The organism is Dapis purpurea BLCC-M126 (assembly GCF_050015975.1).
In the GTDB taxonomy this organism is placed as follows: Bacteria; Cyanobacteriota; Cyanobacteriia; order Cyanobacteriales; family Microcoleaceae; genus Trichodesmium.
On record NZ_JBNHER010000272.1, the window covers coordinates 37,509 to 57,726 of the forward strand.

The 20,218-nt window shown below is 35.3% G+C and carries 14 protein-coding genes; 5 read left to right on the forward strand and 9 right to left on the reverse strand.

The genetic code is table 11. The annotated features are described in order from the left end of the window. Positions 1 to 70: 70 nt before the first annotated feature. The 4 genes from ACP6PL_RS25060 to ACP6PL_RS25075 all read left to right on the forward strand — a co-directional run bounded on the left by ACP6PL_RS25060 (position 71) and on the right by ACP6PL_RS25075 (position 9,231). Positions 71 to 421, forward strand: a complete 351-nt coding sequence (locus ACP6PL_RS25060) for a hypothetical protein (protein WP_426548049.1) — start codon at positions 71 to 73, stop codon at positions 419 to 421. A gap of 685 nt (positions 422 to 1,106) precedes the next feature. After that, entirely contained in the window at positions 1,107 to 7,100 is a 5,994-nt protein-coding gene (locus tag ACP6PL_RS25065) for an AAA family ATPase (protein ID WP_426548050.1), read from the forward strand. A 566-nt stretch (positions 7,101 to 7,666) separates the two neighbouring features. After that, entirely contained in the window at positions 7,667 to 8,965 is a 1,299-nt protein-coding gene (locus ACP6PL_RS25070) for a diguanylate cyclase (protein WP_426548051.1), read from the forward strand. Positions 8,966 to 9,042: 77 nt separating this feature from the next. Further along, positions 9,043 to 9,231 (forward strand): hypothetical protein, encoded by a 189-nt coding sequence (locus tag ACP6PL_RS25075; RefSeq protein WP_426548052.1) that lies wholly within the window; start codon positions 9,043 to 9,045, stop codon positions 9,229 to 9,231. 309 nt (positions 9,232 to 9,540) lie between these two features. Here ACP6PL_RS25075 and arsJ read toward each other — a convergent pair whose 3' ends face one another. Then, complete coding sequence (arsJ, locus tag ACP6PL_RS25080) at positions 9,541 to 10,797, reverse strand: organoarsenical effux MFS transporter ArsJ (protein WP_426548053.1); 1,257 nt, start codon at positions 10,795 to 10,797, stop codon at positions 9,541 to 9,543. 591 nt (positions 10,798 to 11,388) lie between these two features. Beyond that, entirely contained in the window at positions 11,389 to 12,402 is a 1,014-nt protein-coding gene (locus ACP6PL_RS25085; RefSeq protein WP_426548054.1) for an ArsJ-associated glyceraldehyde-3-phosphate dehydrogenase, read from the reverse strand. A 41-nt stretch (positions 12,403 to 12,443) separates the two neighbouring features. Here ACP6PL_RS25085 and ACP6PL_RS25090 point away from each other — a divergent pair, with 41 nt between their 5' ends. Next, positions 12,444 to 12,635 (forward strand): hypothetical protein, encoded by a 192-nt coding sequence (locus ACP6PL_RS25090; protein ID WP_426548055.1) that lies wholly within the window; start codon positions 12,444 to 12,446, stop codon positions 12,633 to 12,635. 101 nt (positions 12,636 to 12,736) lie between these two features. Here ACP6PL_RS25090 and arsC read toward each other — a convergent pair whose 3' ends face one another. From arsC to ACP6PL_RS25125, 7 genes are all read right to left on the reverse strand, one after another. Beyond that, a complete protein-coding gene (gene arsC / locus ACP6PL_RS25095; RefSeq protein ID WP_426548056.1) occupies positions 12,737 to 13,147 on the reverse strand; it encodes an arsenate reductase, glutathione/glutaredoxin type in 411 nt (136 codons plus the stop codon). A gap of 38 nt (positions 13,148 to 13,185) precedes the next feature. Beyond that, entirely contained in the window at positions 13,186 to 13,629 is a 444-nt protein-coding gene (locus ACP6PL_RS25100; RefSeq protein WP_426548057.1) for an ArsI/CadI family heavy metal resistance metalloenzyme, read from the reverse strand. Between the two features lie 35 nt (positions 13,630 to 13,664). After that, complete coding sequence (locus ACP6PL_RS25105) at positions 13,665 to 14,114, reverse strand: phosphatase domain-containing putative toxin (protein WP_426548058.1); 450 nt, start codon at positions 14,112 to 14,114, stop codon at positions 13,665 to 13,667. A 59-nt stretch (positions 14,115 to 14,173) separates the two neighbouring features. Further along, positions 14,174 to 15,325: an ACR3 family arsenite efflux transporter gene (gene arsB / locus ACP6PL_RS25110; protein WP_426548059.1), complete on the reverse strand. Its 1,152-nt coding sequence runs from the start codon at positions 15,323 to 15,325 to the stop codon at positions 14,174 to 14,176. 11 nt (positions 15,326 to 15,336) lie between these two features. Further along, the gene (locus tag ACP6PL_RS25115; protein WP_426548060.1) at positions 15,337 to 16,362 is read right to left on the reverse strand and encodes a PstS family phosphate ABC transporter substrate-binding protein; all 1,026 of its coding nucleotides are present in this window, start codon (positions 16,360 to 16,362) and stop codon (positions 15,337 to 15,339) included. A gap of 994 nt (positions 16,363 to 17,356) precedes the next feature. After that, a complete protein-coding gene (locus ACP6PL_RS25120; protein ID WP_426548061.1) occupies positions 17,357 to 18,352 on the reverse strand; it encodes a pentapeptide repeat-containing protein in 996 nt (331 codons plus the stop codon). A 195-nt stretch (positions 18,353 to 18,547) separates the two neighbouring features. After that, entirely contained in the window at positions 18,548 to 20,215 is a 1,668-nt protein-coding gene (locus ACP6PL_RS25125) for a hypothetical protein (RefSeq protein ID WP_426548062.1), read from the reverse strand. Between the last annotated feature and the right edge of the window lie 3 nt (positions 20,216 to 20,218).

The following is a 20,218-nucleotide window of genomic DNA, read 5'->3' on the forward strand; positions in this document are numbered from 1 at the left end:
AATTCTAGAATAAATTGTACAGGAAAGTTCAAAGTCAGTTAAACTAACAACAGTTATTAAGGAATTAATTATGTTTGAACTTTTTGCAAGTCTGCTGATAACACAACGGATGTTAGATTGGTATCCCATAGGTGCTAACCGTGTAGTAACAACATCAATCAACATGAACACTATTGAATACCTGGGCGATAATTTGTGGGGCGCAGAAATATTAAAGCAATACGATCGGGAAGATGATGATGGGATGAGAGAAGTCTATATGGGTGTGCAAATTGATTGTAACACTCGCAAATATCTGCCTATAGTAATCAGACGAGTAACTGCTTCTGGTAAAGTTCTTGGCAAAACAGCATTAGGAGGAAATAAGTTCATATCTCCTATTGGTTCAGAAAAAGGAATTTTGATGATATGCGATCGCTAATATATTTAACATACAGCGCTTTCCGTTGTGATAAGGTACAAAATTTTAGGTTTGAGGGAACAGGGAACAGGGAACAGAAAAGAATAAAAACAACTGTACCTCATAGCTTTGGAAACTGCTGTAATATCTATTTACAAAAATATTAGAAACCTACACAGAGAAGTGGTGCTTTTGTGTAAAGTTTTTGTTTGTAGTAGGGCTTTAGCCCATCAGATGGATATTTCTAAGGCTAAAGCCCTACTACGAGCTTTGACGATCGCTATTCAAAGGGACATAATCTTATGCAGAAACCGGGTTGCCCAAAGAAATTTCCTCGTTTGAAAGACAATAATTAAGGTAATAAACCTGGTTTCTTGGTTGGTTTGTGTAGGAGTTTAAATAAACATCTCCGAAAATCAAAAATAAAATCAATTCTTATCTATAAATTATCAATTATTTCTTCCTGTTCCCTGTTCCCTCTTTTCTCGATATTTCTAATATCATGTCCAGATAATTAGTGATAAAAAAACTTTCTCCTTTTTATAGTTGATTTTTATCCTCTTCCCTCCTGACTCCTGACTCCTGAATCCTGGCTCCTCCCTCGTTATTTATAACTATTCAATCGGACATAATATAATAATAAATCTATTCAAAAAAGCAATTTTTAGTAAAATAATTATGACCTAAAAAAAATCTCAAAAAAAAGATGACATTCAATCTTACAGGATATGAAAATTTAATATCCATTCATCATGGAGAAAATTCTGAGGTTTATCGAGCAACACAAATTAAAGATAAGCTTTCAGTCATTCTGAAAATACTTAAAGCTGACTATCCTACCCCGGAACAACTAAGGCGCTACAAACAGGAATATTACCTTACTAATACTTTGAAATTATCCAATGTTGTTAAAGCTTATAGTTCGCAAGAATGGAACCGAAAATTTGTAATTGTATTTGAAGATTTTGGGGGGATTTCTCTTAAACAATGGTTAACAGAATATTCTGAAGGATTGACTATAGATTTATTCTTATCTGTGGCAATAAAAATTACTGAGGCATTAGGGCAACTTCACAGTCAGAATGTAATTCATAAAGATATTAATCCAGCGAACATTGTCCTCAACCCAGAGACGATGGAATTAAAATTGATTGATTTAGGAATTTCGACTCAACTAAGTAGAGAAAATCCTATTTTAGAATCTCCAAATACTTTAGAAGGAACTCTTGCTTATATTTCCCCGGAGCAAACTGGACGAATGAACCGGATACTTGACTATCGTAGTGATTTTTATTCTTTAGGGGTAACATTTTATGAGTTATTAGCGGGGAAATTACCTTTTACGAGTAACGATCCTATAGAGTTAGTTTATTGTCATATTGCTAAGGTTCCTCCGGCATTAGGCAACAAAAGAAAAATCCCACAAGTTGTTGCAGATATTGTGACTAAATTGATGGCGAAAAATGCAGAAGATCGTTATCAAAGTACATGGAGATTGAAGGTAGATTTAGAAGAATGTGAGAGACAGTGGAGCAAAAGTAGTAATATTACTCAGTTTACTTTGGATCAGAATGATGTGTCCGATTGCTTTGATATTCCCCAAAAGCTTTATGGTAGAGAAGGAGAAATTTCTAGATTACTTGCAGCATTTGATCGTGTTGCCGAAGCTAACCAAGGAGTAGAGAGCAATAATAATTTTACCTCTGAACTGATATTGGTAAGTGGTTATTCTGGTATTGGCAAAACAGCTTTAGTACGATCGCTCTACAAACCTATTACGGAAAAACGAGGTTATTTTATTTCGGGTAAATTCGATCAATTTCAAAGGAATATTCCTTATTCTGCTTTGGTAAATGCTTTTACAGATTTAGTGAAGCAATTGTTAGGGGAATCAGATAATATTCTGCAAGAATGGCAAAATAAAATACTCAAAGCATTAGGAGATAATGGTCAAGTTGTAATTGATGTTATCCCAGATTTGGAATTAATTATTGGTACTCAACCTCAAGTACCAGAATTTGTTGGAATTGAGGTAACGAACCGTTTCAATCTAGTTTTTCAAAAATTTATCCAGGTATTTTGTGACTCTGAACATCCTTTAGTAATATTTTTAGATGATTTACAGTGGGCAGACTCGGCAACTTTAAATTTATTGGAATCTTTATTGGGAGACAGTAAAATTAAGTATTTATTGTTGATATTTGCTTATCGGGATAATGAAGTAGATGATACTCATCCGCTAATTTTAACTATCAACAAGCTCCAAGAAAAAGGAACTAATCTAGAACAAATTATTTTAACTCCTTTATTGTTGGAGCAAGTAGGAGAAATGATTGCTGACACATTACATCTAGAAAAAAATAATGTTGAAGATTTAGTGGAATTAGTCAACCGGAAAACTCAAGGAAATCCATTTTTTACCAATCAGTTTCTCAAAAATCTCTACAACGAAAATTTATTAAAATTTAATTATAATCTGAGTCAATGGCAATGGAATTTAGAGGAAATTGAAAGGCTAGAATTTACAGATAATGTGGTGGAATTAATGGTAGGGCAGTTAAATAAGTTACCCCTATCAGTACAGGATATTTTATCAACGGCAGCTTGTTTAGGAACAGAATTTGATTTAAAAATACTTTCCTCGATAAGTCAAAAAACTTATTCAATTATTTTTGAGGAACTAAAAATAGCAATAGACCAAGGTTTTGTTATTACCAAATCTACTTTAGACGAGAATCTTTTAATTCAAGACTATCAGTTTGGGCACGACCGCATTCAACAAGCGGCTTACTCTTTAATTCCTCTATCCCAAAAACAAAACATTCACTATCAAATTGGCAAAATTATTCTGGCAAATACATCTGAATCTCAACTCAATGAGAATATTTTTAAAATTGTTAATCAAATTAATATTGCTGAAGATTTAATTAATGATGATCTAGAAAAAGAACAAATATCAAAACTTAATTTGATTGCCGGACAAAAAGCAAAATTATCTACTGCTTATGAAGCGGCAAAAGGTTACTTTAATCTGGGAATTAAATTACTTGGTGGCTACCGGGCATGGAAAGAATCCTATAACTTGGTATTTCAAATTCATTTAGCTCTGGCTGAAGTACAATTAATGAGTGTTGATTTTGATTCATTAGATCGGACAATAGATATTTTGCTCAACTTTGTAAAATCTTCTTTAGATACTACTAAAGTTTATGAAATAAAAGTTGATCGATATAGTTTACAAGGTCAATATCAAGAAGCTATTCAAGTGGGTTTAGAAGGTTTAGAAAAAATTGGGATTTATGTAAATCGAAATAATTTAGAAAATTTAATTCAAGACGAATTAGTAACTCTTGAACGGAACATTCAGGAGAAAATACAAAATCGTTCGATTCTTTCTTTACTAGATTTACCAATAGCAACTAATCCAGAGATTTGTTCGACAATTAAGTTATTATTGAGTTTAGATGCACCAACATATTTAATTCCAGATCTGGATTTATATAGTTTTGTTAGTTTAAGAGCAGCTAACTTATCAGTAGAATATGGAAATATTCCTGAATCAATTAAAGCTTATGGTAATTATGGTTTTATTTTAGGATTAAAAAATCAGTATAAAAAAGGATTTGAATTTGCTAGTTTTGCTATTCAACTGAGTCATAAACTCAATAACAAATCTCAAAAATGTAGAGTTTCGGCAGTAACGGGAGGGTGGATTCAAGTATGGGCAAAATCAATCCAAGGAGCGGCTAACATTAACTATGAAGGATTTGTAGCAGGTATGGACTCCGGAGAAGTTCAATTTGCTTCATACAATTTATACTGTCACATTTGCAATCGAATATTTGCAGGAGATCGCCTAGACAATATTGCAGCAGATATTGAAAAACATTTAACAACTGCCAAAAAACTGAAGAATGATATATTACAAAGTTTACTGGGCGCAGGTAGATTTTTTGCCAACCAATTGTCTGAAGCTTTAGATAATTCGGAGAACGATCGCTTAAATCAGGAAGCTCAAGATTGGATTCGCTCTCAAGAAGTTTCTCAAACATATATGCCACTGAGCGTTTACTATATTCTACAAATGCAAGCATCTTATTTAGAGCACAATTTTGAGCTAAGTCTATTACAGATGGAAAAAGCTGGTAAATTTTTAGATGCTTGTCAGGGTTTTACAATTTCTAGCCTTTATTATTTCTATAGTTCTCTGATTTTACTCAGTTTAGATTTAAGTTTGTCTGAAGTCGAACGGAATCAAGCACGACTCAAAAATTGGTCGGAAAATTGCCCAGAAAATTTCGAGCATAAATATTTTCTGGTAACAGCAGAAAGAGCGCGAATTGAAGGAAAAAAGTCGGAAGCAATAGAATTCTACGATTTGGCGATCGCTGGAGCTAAGGAGCAGAAATTTATCCAAGAAGAAGCTCTTGCCAACGAACTAGCAGCTAAATTTTACCTAAATTGGGGCAAAGAGCAAATTGCCCGAACATATATGTTAGAAGCTCGTTATTGTTATCAGCATTGGGGAGCAAAAGCCAAAGTCAAACACTTGGAGAAGAAATATCCTCAGTTATTGCGCTCTCTCCAAGAGGAAAAGTCTGACATTTCTCAAAGCAATAGCAGTAGTGGGGAAGAACTCGATCTGAGTACAGTAATGAAATCCTCCGAAGCAATAGCTTCCGAGATTAAGCAAGAAAATTTGTTACAAACATTGATGAAAATTCTCCTCGAAAATGCGGGGGCACAAATAGGTTGTTTGCTACTTCCGACAACATCCCCAGGATCGGGAAATCTCTCTATCGCTATTTATAGCAAGGATAATACTACCAATATCTCACCTAACCAAGTTATCTCTGAACTTTTACCAGAGATGATTATCCTTTATGTGGAACGCACTCGTAAAAGCATAGTTATTGATGATGCCAGTTCATCAGAGAAATTTGGTAAAGATGCCTATATTCAAGCTGTAAAACCATTTTCGATCCTATGTTATCCTTTACTCGATCGAGGTCAACTTGTTGGTATAGTTTATTTAGAAAATAAAATTACCATTGGAGCTTTTACCAGCGATCGGATTGAATTTTTGCAATTAATTAGCGGACAAGCAGCGATCGCTTTAAGTAATGCCAAACTTTATGCTCAAGTTGAAGACTATGCTAATAGTTTGGAAGAAAAAGTGACTGAAAGAACAGCAGAATTAGAAATAGCTAAAGAAAAAGCCGAAGTTGCCAACCAAGCCAAAAGTAGTTTTATTGCCAATATGAGTCACGAATTACGCACTCCTTTAAATGCTATTTTAGGATTTTCTCAAATTATGATGCGCTCTCAAACATTATCTCAGGAAGATAAAGGAAATATTGGTATTATTAATAATAGTGGAGATTACTTATTAACCTTAATCAACAATATTTTAGACCTATCTAAAATCGAAGCCGGAAAAATGACTCTTAATATCTCTAATTTTGACTTTTATTCATTATTAGAAGAGGTAGAAGATTTATTACATTTCAAAGCAGAAAATAAGGGATTACAACTATTATTCGATTATCACGAAAATTTGCCTCGATATATTAGTACCGATGAAACCAAGTTACGTCAAGTTTTAATCAATCTCATTAATAATGGGATTAAATTTACATCTGAAGGAGGAGTTTCTGTCTCAGTTAACAATTATCAGTCACCAGTTATCAGTGAATGCTTAAAAAATCATGTTCAATCTGCTTTGAAGAATCAGGAAGATAGAATAATTGAAACTTCCCAACAACCATCAAATATTTGCTCGTTACTTTTCACTATAGAAGATACAGGAGTTGGGATAGCAGAATCAGAATTAGCTCAAATATTTGAACCATTTGTACAAACAGAAAGTGGGAAACAAAGTCAAGAAGGTACAGGTTTGGGATTACCAATTAGTCGTAAATTTGTAGAGTTAATGGGGGGCGATATTACTGTCAAAAGTCAACTAGGAAAAGGTACAACTTTTACTTTTAATATTCAACCTACTATTGTTAGTGATGTTGATGTAGAAACGAAACAACCTACTCATCATGTTATTGCTTTAAAACCAGGGCAAAATCGCTATAAAATTCTGATTGTTGACGATCGCTCAAACAATCGTTTACTGTTAATCAAATTACTACAACCATTAGGTTTTGAAATCCAAGAAGGAATTAATGGTCAAGAAGCAATCCAAAAATGGGAAGAATGGGAACCTCATTTAATTTTTATGGATATGAGAATGCCAGTTATGGATGGTTATGAAGCAACCCAATATATAAAAGGTACGGTTAAAGGAAATGCTACAGCAATTATTGCTTTAACTGCAAGTATATTAGAGGAAGAAAAAGCAATAGTATTATCAGCAGGATGTAATGATTTTATTAGAAAACCATTTCGACAATCCCAAATATTTGAAGCTCTAGAAAAACACTTAGGGGTTGAATATATTTATGAAGAAGAACAAGATCGGAAGCAAACTAAATCAGAAATTCTCAGTCCAGAGGATTTGACTTTGATGCCTCAAGAATGGTTAGATAGATTATATGATGCAACTGAATCTTTAGATGATGAGTTAGTTTTAGAATTAATAGAAGAAATTCCTCAAGAATATTATTTATTAGCAGAGAAATTAATGACTTTTGTTGAAGATTTTCAACTTGATAATATTACAAAGATCATAGAAAATTTAGATACAAAATAAGTAAGTAATCGGACAGAAATATTTACATATTAGTATTAAGACTAGATAAGGGTTTCTGCTTTAAGTCTATGGGTAGTACATTAGTAAAGTGTGGGATAACTAATCAAGTAGTTCGAGTTCCAATAAGCGATGTAGCTATGCTAGGTTTCGATATGCATGAACATGGTATTTTGAATCAAATTATGTATTTTTTTGCACGTCCATAACAGCAGCATAATTTCTTGTGACAATTCATGCACATTATCGCTATTCATCCAGAAATCAACTGATAATAAGAATATGTGAAAAAGCCAAAAAAACTCCAAAATTTTCTTTATGCACAACCAGTTTATGTAATTAATTTTGTCTAACGATAGCGTTTCTCAGACTAATGAGGTCAACCTATCTTTATTTCTCTTTTATTCCCTGTTCCCTAAAACCTATAATTTTGAGGGATAATTCTTCCGACTATATCCTTTGTAATTGCTTATTCCTCATGATAACTGATAACTGAAATGACTCCTGCCCTAACCCATAAGACTTTTTCGGCAAACTATATTTAATATGTAATTTTTTTTTAATAAACAATGCAACGCCCAAAACTAGCAAATATTTTAGTAGTTGACGATCTTCCAGCAAATCTGAAAGTTTTAGTCAATATCCTAAAAAATCAAGATTATAAAATTAGAAAAGTAACTAATGGTCAAAGTGCTATAAAAGCAGTAAAAAAAGAACTTCCTGATCTGATTTTATTAGATATAAAAATGCCAGATATGGATGGCTATGAAGTTTGTCAAAAATTAAAATCAGATAAGGAAACCAAAGATATTCCTATTATTTTCATTAGTGCTTTAAGTGAAGTATTTGATAAAGTTAAGGCATTTGAAGTGGGGGGAATAGACTATATTACTAAACCTTTCCAACAAGAAGAAGTTCTAGCAAGAATCAAGAGTCAATTGACGATTCAAAATCAGAAAATACTTTTACAAAAAGAAAAAGCATTAATTTCTAGTATTTTAACTAATTCCCTTGATGGAATTGCTGCTTTAGAAGCAGTAAGAAATCCCAAAACATCAAAAATTGAGAGTTTTCGTTGTCTAGTCATAAATCCTATTCTGGCAAAAGTATTTTATCAAAATGTAGAAAATTTAACGGGGAAATTAATCTCCCAAAAACTTATTAATCAAATAGACACAAATTTATTTGACTTATTTGTTAGAATTGTAGAAACAGGAATACCTTTAAACAGAGACTTGACTTATGAGTATGAAAAAGTACAAAAATGGTATAATTTTAGTGCTGTTAAATTAGCAGATGGATTGACAATTACAGTCAGAGATATTACCGCTAGAAAAAAGGTAGAATTAGAATTAAATTCTTTGGCAACTAGAGACGGACTAACAGGAATTTATAATCGTCGCAGTTTTGATGAAATTCTAGTCAGAGAATGGGGCCGTTGTCAAAGGGAAAAACAATTTTTATCCTTAATTTTATGTGACGTAGATTACTTTAAACTTTACAATGATTTTTATGGACATCAAGGAGGTGATAATTGTTTAAAACAAATAGCTAAAACTATCAATGATGCCCTCAAAAGATCGTCAGATTTAGTTGCCCGTTATGGAGGAGAAGAATTTGTAGTGATTTTACCGCATACAAATCGAGAAGGAGCGATTGCTTTAGTAGAAAATATCCAAAAAGCAATTCGCTTACAAGCTATTCCTCATGAAAAATCGGAAGTTAGTGCTGTTGTTTCTCTCAGTTTGGGAATTGCTAGTATGATACCTACATTAGAAAGTTCCCCTAATACCTTAATTGAGATGGCAGATCAAGCCTTGTATCAAGCAAAAGATCGGGGGCGCGATTGTTATTCAGTAAATTCCTAAGTATCTAGCTGATGATGTAAGGTTTTAAAGATTTAAGCTTCTTTATACTAAAATGAGAAAAATATTAGGGAAAGTAGATGACACCATCTTTTACAAGAGGACAAAAAGTAAAAGTTTATAATCCAGGTAGACCTATACTAGCAGTGGTGCTTGATATAGAATATGCCAATGGTACATTTATTTATTTACTGAAAAATGAAGAAACTAGCCACATATTTAGAGACAAAGAAAAATGGATTCATAGAAGACATCCATACGATATGTAATCTCAAATCCATTTAATTCCTGATAAAAAAATGTTCTATCTTCAATCATTGCCAAATCTTTCTCAATTCTCTTTCCTCCTAACTCCTGGGACGAATGGCCATTCGTCCCTATAACATCTAATTATATCATGTCCGGTTGAATAGTTATAATTAAAGCTTGTAGTTGGGCTTTAGCCCTATCTACAGTTCGGGCTAAAGCCCAACTACAAACCATATACTTTTTTATCACTGATTATTCGGACATCATATTACACCAATGCTAATTGTACAATTTTGTTTAGTTACTACTACTCGGCCTAATCTAACTTATCAATCCCCAGATCCAGCTTTCCAAGCAATAGCTTGACTCGGTTGAGGATCGGGTAACTTCAGAGAAACTAAAGCTGCTGCTAAAACAAACAACGTCGATACCCACAGACAACCAACTAAACCAAATATCTGATAAACTAACCCAGATAAAACTGTACCTGCAAGACGACCACCAGAATTAGCCATATAATAGAAGCCAACATTTAAAGCTACTTTGTCATCATCAGTAAATGCCAATACCAGGTAGGAATGAACGGCAGAGTTAAAAGCAAACACTACACCAAATAACATCAACCCACCAACAATAACCAAATTAGCAGGTAAACCGAATTGTAGCGCCATAGCGATCGCGCAGGGAATACCAGTTAATGTAAATGTCCAAAACTGGATAGTTTGTGATTGTGGTGGCTCACCAGACCCAAATTTTTGTATAAGTGTTGGTGCTAAAGATTGAATAATACCATAGCCAATTACCCAACAAGCCATAAATCCACCAACTTGATAAAACGACCAACCCAAAACACCTTGTAAGAAAACGGGTAATCCTACTACAAACCAGACATCTCGCGAACCAAATAAAAAGAAGCGGGCAGCAGAAAGAATATTAATTTCCTGACTTTTAGAAAAAAGTTGTTTAAATTTCACCTTCTGCTTAATTTTACCCATCCCCTTTGGCAACATTAAACCAGTGAACATAATCAAAAAGAGTCCCCCCGCCATTATCCACAGAGCATTAACAAATCCAAATAATGACAGCAGCGCACTACCTACAAAAAAACCAACTCCTTTAAGAGCATTCTTAGAACCAGTTAACACTGCCACCCACTTAAATAGAGATGATTGAGCATCTTGGGGAACTACTAACCTAATAGCACTTTTAGAACTCATTTTCGTTAGGTCTTTGGCAACTCCAGAAAATGCTTGTGCTACCATCACATAAAACACAGCCAACCACTGCGCCCAATTTTGGTCTACATAAGAAAGCATAATCAGGGACAAAACCTGTAACCCAATACCACTGTAGAGAGTCACTCTTAATCCAAACTGAGAACCGATCCAACCGCCGAAAAAATTAGTGAAGATGCCAAAAACTTCATAAAATAAGAACAAAGAGGCGATTTCTATGGGAGTATAGCCAATTTTGTAGAAGTAGAGTAGCACCAACATTCGCAAAGCACCATCAGTAATGGTGAAGCCCCAGTAGGCAAGCGTGACTAGGGCATAATTTCTTAAACTAGCACTTGTGGTAGAAGCCATAGATTTTAATTATTCCAAAATAATACTAAATTCAACAGGACTTAGGCATTAGGTAGGAAAAACTAGGGTTTGATATCATGTCCGGTAGCATCGGTATTGTATAGGAAAGGTAAGGAAGAAGGAAGAAGGAAGAAGAAAGAAGCTTTAATAAAAGGAAAAATCTGACATAAAGTAGATATTTCCACGGCTTTTACACAAACGATACCAACGGACATGATATGATATAAAATCCGGATAATTAATATAGCCAAGTCATTGCGACTGGAACCGAGTGGAAGGAAGCAATCTCAGGGATGCACTGAGATTGCTTCCTTCTCGGTTGCAATGACGACTATTCAACGGGATTCTATATGAGATTGCTTCCCTATAAGTCGCAATGACGAAAATACCTTGTACTGCCTAAGTCATATTCAAGAAAGGTAGTTATATTACGTTCTTTTGAATACTTAATAATTAGGCTGGTAGTTGCTCTTTAGTGCTAGGGAAATATTTGGAAGGCGCTAAAGCGCAACTACAAACAAGTAGTTACTTGAAGATATTCAAAAGTTATTGGCGTAGCATTCCACACGAAAAGGTGAATGCTGAGAATAACTACTTCAAACTTAGAGCAACTTTTCGAGCTAACTCTGCCATGCGGTTAGCATAACCCCATTCATTGTCATACCAAGCCAAAATTTTAACTTGAGTTTCGTCTACTACCATTGTTGAGAGAGCATCAATAATAGAAGATCGGGGGTCATCTTTATAGTCAACGGAAACTAAAGGACGTTCTTCATAACCCAAAATTCCTTTGAGTGGTGGTTGTTGTGATGCAGTTTCCAATAAACTGTTAATTTCTCCTACTGTGGTAGGGCGAACTACCTCAAATACACAGTCTGTCAAAGAAGCATTTAACAAAGGAACTCGTACTGCTAAACCATTCAACTTACCATTAAGTTCTGGATAAATTAATCCGATCGCTGTTGCCGATCCGGTTGTGGTAGGAATTAGTGAAAGACTTGTAGCTCTGGCACGACGTAAATCTTTATGAGGTGCATCAACAATAATCTGAGTATTAGTATTGTCATGGATAGTGGTAATAACTCCATGTTTAATTCCTAATCCTTCGTGAATTACCTTCACCACTGGAGCTAAACAGTTGGTAGTACAAGAAGCTGCCGTAAGTAAGTGATGTTTTTCAGGTTCATAGAGATGATCATTTACACCCATGACAACATTTAAAGCTTCTTCCTTGACTGGTGCCGCAACAATCACCTTTTTTACACCATGCTCAAAGTAAGGTTCGAGGGTGCTTTTAGTCCTAAATTTGCCAGAACATTCCAATACAATATCAACACCAAATTTTTCCCAAGGTACTTCACCTGGTTGGGAATATTCACTGAAACTCAGAGGTGTACCATCAATTATTACTTGGTCACCTGCTGCTTCTACTTCCGGGGACCACCTGCCATGTACAGAATCAAACTTAAGTAAATGTGCTGCTGCTGTCGTTCCTCCTTTAATTTCATTAATGTGAACAAATTCTAGTTCCGGCCATCCCCAAGCTGCACGGAGTCCTAACCTTCCCATACGACCAAATCCATTAATTCCAATGCGTATTGCCATATTTTTTCCTCCTTTAAAGGGTGTTTTAACAACTAAAATTTATGAAAATAACCTACTGGATTGACAAATCTAAATTGGTGCGTTACGAAGGTTTGTTAAATGCTTTGCACAGTCTAGATTTTCGCCGTCTAACGCACCCTACTGGAACGTTTCATCTTAAATGTTGCAATAGAAAAGTGTCTAGAGATTGCTTCACTGTCGTTCGCAATGACAAATCTAATGCACTATTTTAGTTGAAACGGTCCACTACTGGACTAAATCTGCCTGCAGTTGCAGAAAAATTTGCGGTTTTTCTTGAGACTGTTCCATTGAAGTTTTGTTCAAACATTTCTACTCATCTTGATTTGAGGCGCAGAAATATCAATAAATATTCTACCTGTTGTTTTACTTGCTCTCGAGCTTGACGAAATATCTCAACAGAATTGCCTTCAGGATCGGGAATTTGCCACTCCTGGAATTCTTCAACCATTAGCCATTCTACAGGTAACATATTTCCACAACCACACATAGAAGCAACAACATCAAAATCTTGAGAGTTGAAATTATCTATTCTTTTAGAAGTTTGCTGACAAATATCAATTCCAACTTCAGACATAACCTGAATGGTGAGTGGATGAACTGAACTCTTTTCTAACCCTGCACTAATAAAAGTAAATTTTCCATCTGGATCTAGAGAATGAGCAAATCCTTCTGCCATTTGGGAACGGGCAGAATTTTTATGACACACAAACATTACTCGTTTCATTTTCTTGTTTCATAACGATTAATTTTATTGACAACAAGTTATTGACAACAAGTAGATTTTGCTGAATTTGACTCAATGCTAACAACTAGATTTTTTTCTGGTGTAGTATCCGCAACTTTGACTACAAACACCTCCCAACGGTTGCCATCGGGATCTGTAACCCAAACTTTATCTTGAAGTGCATAACAGCAGTCTGTATTATGTTCTTCAAATATTGATAATCCACCAATCTTAAATCTCTCAATTGCTGCTGTTACTTCCTGGGAAGTCTCTACCTGTATTCCCAAGTGGTCTAAGTTTCCACCTGAATGCACATTTTCCACTAAGTTAAGGGTAAGATTCAGAGGTGGGTTAGCAATATCAAATTTTGCGTAATCAGATTTATACTTAACTGGTGCAACACCAAACAAAGCTTGATAAAATTCAACAGATTTTTCTAGGTTAGATGCTCTTAGAGCAATATGAGTTTTGAGAATAGACATATTTGTGATTCCTCAAATTTAACAATTTAAACAACTTAATTTTTGGCTAAATCTTGTAAAAAGCTACTTTGAGATTCCCGTAAATCAATTTCTGGATTTGCTGTTAAAATAATCTCCATTGCTTCATCGTAAGACGATCCAGAATTAATCAAATACCCGGCAAGAGCAGTAGCTGTTCGCCTTCTGCCATTGGTGCAATGAATTGCAACTGCATTATTTTGACTATCAATAAAATCCTGTAATTGTTGAACTTGTTCTTGAGTTGGTGCAGTTCCTCCTTTAATTGGTAACCACAGGTGAGGTAAGTTAGCTTGCTGATAAAGTTCTAAATTAGATGGATCATCCATTACAGAGACTATTGCTCCAATACCTAATTTATGTAATTCTGGTAACTCTTCTGCTATTGGTTTCCGCACTCCTGCTAGTTTACCTGGAATCACCCACCACAAATTTTCTGCTATCGGTTGAGTTGTTTCTTGTTCCATTGTTAGTTTTCCTTTTCTTGATATTGACTTAGGAAAAATCAGCAAGCAAGATACTTGCGCTACTCGAATTTACAACAACGGGGGTCAATCAATGTTGCTTTTTCTGGTTCGCGAGGAAACCAAAAAGCTGTACGTTGACATACTTTTACCAACATTAACATTACTGGCACTTCAATTAATACTCCCACTACCGTTGCCAAAGCAGCTCCAGAATTTAAGCCAAATAGAGTAACCGCAGTAGCGATCGCTACTTCGAAATGATTACTCGCTCCAATTAAAGCAGCAGGTGCAGCATCTTCATAATGTATATTCATTTTCAAAGCTGCTACATAAGTAATCAAGAAAATAAAATTAGTCTGGATAAAAAGTGGTACTGCTATTAATAATATGTGAAATGGATTTTCGACAATTAATTCTCCCTTAAAAGCAAATAACAAAACTAAAGTTATCAATAATGCAGCAGTAGAAATAGGACTTAAATACTTAAGAAACTTACGTTCAAACCAAGCTTTACCTTTATATTTAAAAATCCAGTAACGACTATACATTCCAGCAGCCAGAGGTAAACCTACATAAATTAGCACTGATAAAACAATAGTTTCCCAAGGTACTGTTAAATTATTTGCTGATAATAACCATCGCCCAAGTGGAGCATACAAAAACAACATTGTCAAAGAATTAATCGCCACCATTACTAATGTGTGCCCCTGGTTACTATAAGAAAGATAACCCCACATTAATACCATGGCCGTACAAGGTGCAATACCGAGTAATATTGTGCCAGCGATGTAAGAGTCGGCGATAGCGACTTCTGTACCCCGCAATATTTCCGTGCCTGTTAGTAGCGAGCGGAATAACCAACCAATAAAAAATTGGGCAAATGCTACCATTGTGAAAGGTTTAATTGCCCAATTTACGACTAATGTTAAGATTACAGGTTTAGGAGCACGAGCAGCATTTTTGGCTTGAGTAAAATCTATTTTGACCATGATGGGATACATCATAAAAAATAGACAGATAGCAATGGGGATAGATACTTGATAAATGCTCATAGCATCTAATGTTTTTGCTACACCAGGAAATGTTTTCCCCAAAGCTATACCTGCAAAAATGCACAATGCTACCCAAATAGTCAGATATTTTTCAAAGAAACTAAGTTGACCACCTGCTTGCACAGCAGATGTATTAACTTGGGGTGAATTTGTAGTCATAATTTGTACAATTAATATTCTGTTCGTTTCGTGAGAACTTCATAAATAGTTAAGTTGAGCTGTGCTTCCCCACCAAACACAGTTCCTACTTTTGTTTTATGATAGTTGCGGTAAAGTTTCATATAGCTCTCTTCCCCAAAAGCAACGTAACCTACAGAATTTACTGCTGCTTGAGCATTTTTCATGTAAAAGTCAATGAATTCATTCATTAATGGGTTATTTTGTGCTGATACTGCATTTACATAAATAAATAGTGGTCTAGCTAAGGGTTGATATTTGGCTTGTTCTACTGCTGTTTTAGTCGGCATTATTGCCCCATTACCACTATCAACAGCTAGAGCTTTTAGTTTGTCTTGATGTTCGACATAATAAGCGTAACCAAAATAACCTAAAGCATTGGGATCATTGCTAACTCCTTGTGCTAGCACCTCGTCGTCTTCACTAGCTATGTAGTCGCTACGAGTAGCTTTATCTTTTCCGACGATAGCTTCACTGAAATAGTCATAAGTTCCAGAGTCAGCACCAGGACCAAATAGCTGTAATGGTCTATCTGGCCATGAAGAGCGCACTTGGTTCCATTTGGTGATTTTTCGTTGCGCTTCAGATGCCCACATTTTTTCTAACTCAGCCACAGTAATGTCTTCTGCCCAGGTATTTGCCTGGTTAACGACGATGGTTAGAGCGTCGAAGCCAATAGGTAGTTCTATATAGGAAATTTGATTTTGCTTGCAAGCTTCCATCTCATCTTGAAGTATGGGACGCGAAGCATTATTAATGTCGGTTTCTCCAGCACAGAACTTTTTAAACCCTCCACCTGTACCAGAAAAACTGGCACTGACTTCTACATCAGGTTTGTCGGTGGCATTGAATTTTTCAACAAGTTTTTGGGTGATAGGGTATACAGTGCTGGAGCCATCAATTTTTATCGGTTGTTGTTTTACCTGAGTGGAACCACAAGCACCCAGCATTACTGCTACCCCAATAGTTAGGGTCTTTTTCTTGAGACCGCTTACCAGCACTTTTAGGTTTTCTTTCATGCTGTCATTCCAAAAAAATTTGATATATTGAATAAGTTTAATATAACAAAAAAATTTGATATGTCAATTGTTTGACGGGAGTCAAAATTCAAAAGCCAAAAGTCAAGATAATTTTTCATACGTTAATGACGTAGGGGCGGGTTCCCCCCAGGGTGTTAAGTGATAAAAAAGTATATGGTTTGTAGTTGGGCTTCAGCCCGAACTGTAGATAGGGCTGAAGCCCAACTAGAAGCTTTAATTATAACTATTCAACCGGACATGATATTAGTTATCACAGTTATCATTTTTCAGCTTTTAATTACTCCCAATTTCTTAATTCTGTCTCCTGACTCCTGACTACTGACTCCTGAATTACCAGTTTCCAGAGTTTCATAGTTGTTAAGGAACATTTATGGAAATCCCAACTTCTTCATTCTGACTCCTGACTCCTGACTCCTGACTCCTGACTCCTGTCTCCTAATTACTGATAACTGATGTGGAAAAGGAGTTGTTCGGATTTGGTTCATCTGTTTTGTTTAGTATTTATTTGAGGGAATCAAAATCGCGAAGCGTGCTTGCTTGTTTGCTTGATGATAGCTCCGTGGAAATCATATCTACACGTTAAAAGGAATCATAATCGACCCCCTAGTGTCAAGAGCATTTCGCCAATCTTCATCAGAACTTCATATAACTGTGAAAATCGCGCATTATCATATCAAACTTCAATGAAACAACATCTTATGCCTGGCATTACGTTTTCGTATCAGTTTTCTTGATAGAGGATGTAGGGGCGGGTTCCCACGTTAATTACTCAGCCCAAAAATCAAATAAACCCGCCCCCATGAACCATAGTTATCAATATCCAAAGACCTACATATTCAGGTTGAAAGCAGGGCGGGCGAGTTCCATTCATCATAATTAATACATATTCCCATTAATATGCTGATAACTGCGAACCAATTTTTCAATTTTTTTCGTTGATGACGTAGGGTTGGATTGACTCCTGACTCCTGATTTACCCGTGAATATCCCCATTAGGCATGGAAGCACCTTGCATCTGAGCGCCACTTAAATTAGCAGTGCTTAATTCAACCCTAGTTAAGATAGAGTCATTCAGATTAGAATTACGGAAATTTGCTTTTGCTAGGTAGGCATCAGTTAAGTCAGCTTTAGTGAGATTGGCCTTACTTAAATTAGCTCGACTAAGATCAGCCCTGACTAAATTTACTTGAGTTAGGTTAGCTCCTACTAACTGAGCTTTACCCAACTTTACATCTGCCATAACTGCCCCAGTTAAGTTAGCCTCATTCAGACGTGTATCCATTAATCCAGCTCTTTCAAATTTAGCATTAATTAAACTCGCCCCAGATAAATTAACCCCTGCCAAATTAGCTTCCGTTAAAAATGCACCATCTAAAATTACTTGAGATAAATTTGCTTTAGTTAACTTAGCCCCTCTCAGCAAAACTTCACTGAGGTTTGCTCCTCTCAAATCAGCCTTAGTTAAATCAGCTCCAGTCAAATCAACACCACGCAGATCGGCACCCCGCAGATTTACCCCCTTAAGATTAGCTATGTCATAAGCTCGTTTTTCAAAGCGGAGATTTGCCCCACGCATATAAGCACCGCGTAAGTCAGCACCCTGGAGATTAATTCCTCGCATATCTGCCCCACTCAGATTAGCATCAATCAAAGTTGCTAACTCTAAATTGGCCAGTCGAAAATCTGCATTCTGTAAATTTGCCCCATGAAGATCGACATCCGCCATATTAACAGCTTCCAAATTAGCCTGAGTGAGATATGCACCACTAAGTTTAGCTGTAATTAAATTAGCCCGTTGGAAATTGACTCGATTCAGAAATGCCAGCACTAAGTCTGCTCCCTGAAGATCGGCCTCAGAGAAATTTGCACCAATTAAATCTGCTCCATTTAATTGAATACCTTTGAGATTAATACCTCGAAAATCGGTTTCTCCTGCTGCATATTTCCTGAGAATTTCACGACTGCTCATTATGATTTTCCTTTGCTTAAAGTGTTTAAAAAAGTAATAATTATCAGATTAAAAATTATGAATTTCTAAATTATAGAGTTTCTTCAGTTACAGAGAAAACTTCGTTTTTCTACTCCCCATCACCCCATCTCCCCAGCTCCCCAGCTCCCCATCTCCCCAGCTCCCCAGCTCCCCATCTCCCCATCTCCCATCTCTCTAAAACGAAATTGTCTGCGTCCAAATAATTGATTTATTGCCTAATTGTCTGCCATGAATTTTGACATTTTTGAGGCATTCTGATTGTAAATGAGCGATTCGTTTTTGGACTAATGGAGTGACAATTTCTTGATTAGGAACTTGTTCTGATTCTACAACAATATGTAGATAACCATTTTTTCTCCCAGCTATAACAGTAATGCCTTGTTGCTGAAGTGATTGATTAATTATTATTGCAACTGCCTTGGGATTTCCTTGAGTTGCTAATTCAATAATTTTTTGTTGGTTTTCATCATAAATTTCTTGTTCTTGCTCCAATCCTGTATTGATAGTATTCCCAGAGTTATTGGGGTTTAGTGTTTTTCTTTCTTCTAATTCTAATTGCCTGAGAATTTCTCTAAATTTTGTAGATTTATCCTGGATATTACTAATTAAATCTCCTAAAGCTGTATATTTTAATGATAAACGTTTTTCTTCAGGCTCATTTTGTAAAAGGTTATTTAAGCTTTCTTCTAGGGAAATAAATTGTGCTTCCATAGCATCCATAACAGCATCAACTTTTTGATTTACTAAGGCCGAAATTTCATTTTCTATCTCTAATTTCTGTTTGATTGAATCTAGGATATTTTTCCCTCCTAGAGGAGATTTTTGATTATTAGCTTGAGTTAATATTGTAGGAATAGGATTGACGATTTGTTGGTAATCAGTTGAATCGGTTGAGTAGGCAATATTTTTTTCTTCCGTTTGATTTGTACTCTCGTCGATGATTTCTGCTGTGGAAGGTTCAGATGAACTTATAGATTGTTCTTCGTTTTCTTCATTCGTAATTTCTGGCTCTTTTTGACCTACCAGACTAATACTACCTTGCTGAAAATAATTATTACTATCTATATCAGTTCTTTTTGTCTCTGATGGTGATACCTCAGATTTTTCGGCTTGTGCTTCACTTTCCGGAACGCTAATTTCTTCTGAATAGCAAGGAGTTAAAGCATTAATAATTACATTAGCTATTTGGGTATATTCATCCGGTTCCTCAAAATTATTAGCCGTGATATATAAAGAAGATTCTAAATCTGTTATAGATGTGCATGAATTAAATATTTGTCTGAGTAAACTATCTAAGTTTTTTGTTTTCAGTAATAACCAATCCCTTTCACTAAAATTAAATTGATGTTCTACGGTAGAAAAAATCAGAACTTTTGCTTTTAATGGATTAGTGCCTTGCATGATTTTTTCCCGGACATCAAATAACTTTCCAGGGTCTCTTGAATAAGATTCTTCTACTGCTAATTTCCCTTTTAAAACCGTTTGCTCATCTGAACCATCAAGACTCCAGTTTGGACTAGATTCCATAACTGTCATATCTTCTTCTTCTTCAGGATATAGTCTCCCCACACTGCCAATAATTTTCTGTGCTAATAAACTATATTCTGTTTTTTTATTGACTTTAGAAACTATGCGAGATAATCGATGGTCTAAGGTTTCTATATTCCCCGTCTTGTTATATAATTCTTCTATTAATTCCTTCAGGTTAATTTCTGATAATTTAGTTTCATCATTCTCCCATCTCCCTTCACAAGCACAATAAATTACTTTTTTTATCCTAGTTAAATTTGCATCTTTTTCTAATTCTTTAGCTATTGTATCTATCATTGAAAATGATTCCATATT

Coding starts and splice junctions, on each gene's coding strand:
- arsJ (WP_426548053.1), bottom strand. CDS start 10,797: ATGGCTTCTACCACAAGTGCTAGTTTAAGAAATTATGCCCTAGTCACG.
- ACP6PL_RS25090 (WP_426548055.1), top strand. CDS start 12,444: ATGAAAATAACCTACTGGATTGACAAATCTAAATTGGTGCGTTACGAA.
- ACP6PL_RS25125 (WP_426548062.1), bottom strand. CDS start 20,215: ATGGAATCATTTTCAATGATAGATACAATAGCTAAAGAATTAGAAAAA.
- ACP6PL_RS25105 (WP_426548058.1), bottom strand. CDS start 14,114: ATGGAACAAGAAACAACTCAACCGATAGCAGAAAATTTGTGGTGGGTG.
- arsB (WP_426548059.1), bottom strand. CDS start 15,325: ATGACTACAAATTCACCCCAAGTTAATACATCTGCTGTGCAAGCAGGT.
- ACP6PL_RS25085 (WP_426548054.1), bottom strand. CDS start 12,402: ATGGCAATACGCATTGGAATTAATGGATTTGGTCGTATGGGAAGGTTA.
- ACP6PL_RS25120 (WP_426548061.1), bottom strand. CDS start 18,352: ATGAGCAGTCGTGAAATTCTCAGGAAATATGCAGCAGGAGAAACCGAT.
- arsC (WP_426548056.1), bottom strand. CDS start 13,147: ATGAAACGAGTAATGTTTGTGTGTCATAAAAATTCTGCCCGTTCCCAA.
- ACP6PL_RS25100 (WP_426548057.1), bottom strand. CDS start 13,629: ATGTCTATTCTCAAAACTCATATTGCTCTAAGAGCATCTAACCTAGAA.
- ACP6PL_RS25065 (WP_426548050.1), top strand. CDS start 1,107: ATGACATTCAATCTTACAGGATATGAAAATTTAATATCCATTCATCAT.
- ACP6PL_RS25115 (WP_426548060.1), bottom strand. CDS start 16,362: ATGAAAGAAAACCTAAAAGTGCTGGTAAGCGGTCTCAAGAAAAAGACC.
- ACP6PL_RS25075 (WP_426548052.1), top strand. CDS start 9,043: ATGACACCATCTTTTACAAGAGGACAAAAAGTAAAAGTTTATAATCCA.
- ACP6PL_RS25060 (WP_426548049.1), top strand. CDS start 71: ATGTTTGAACTTTTTGCAAGTCTGCTGATAACACAACGGATGTTAGAT.
- ACP6PL_RS25070 (WP_426548051.1), top strand. CDS start 7,667: ATGCAACGCCCAAAACTAGCAAATATTTTAGTAGTTGACGATCTTCCA.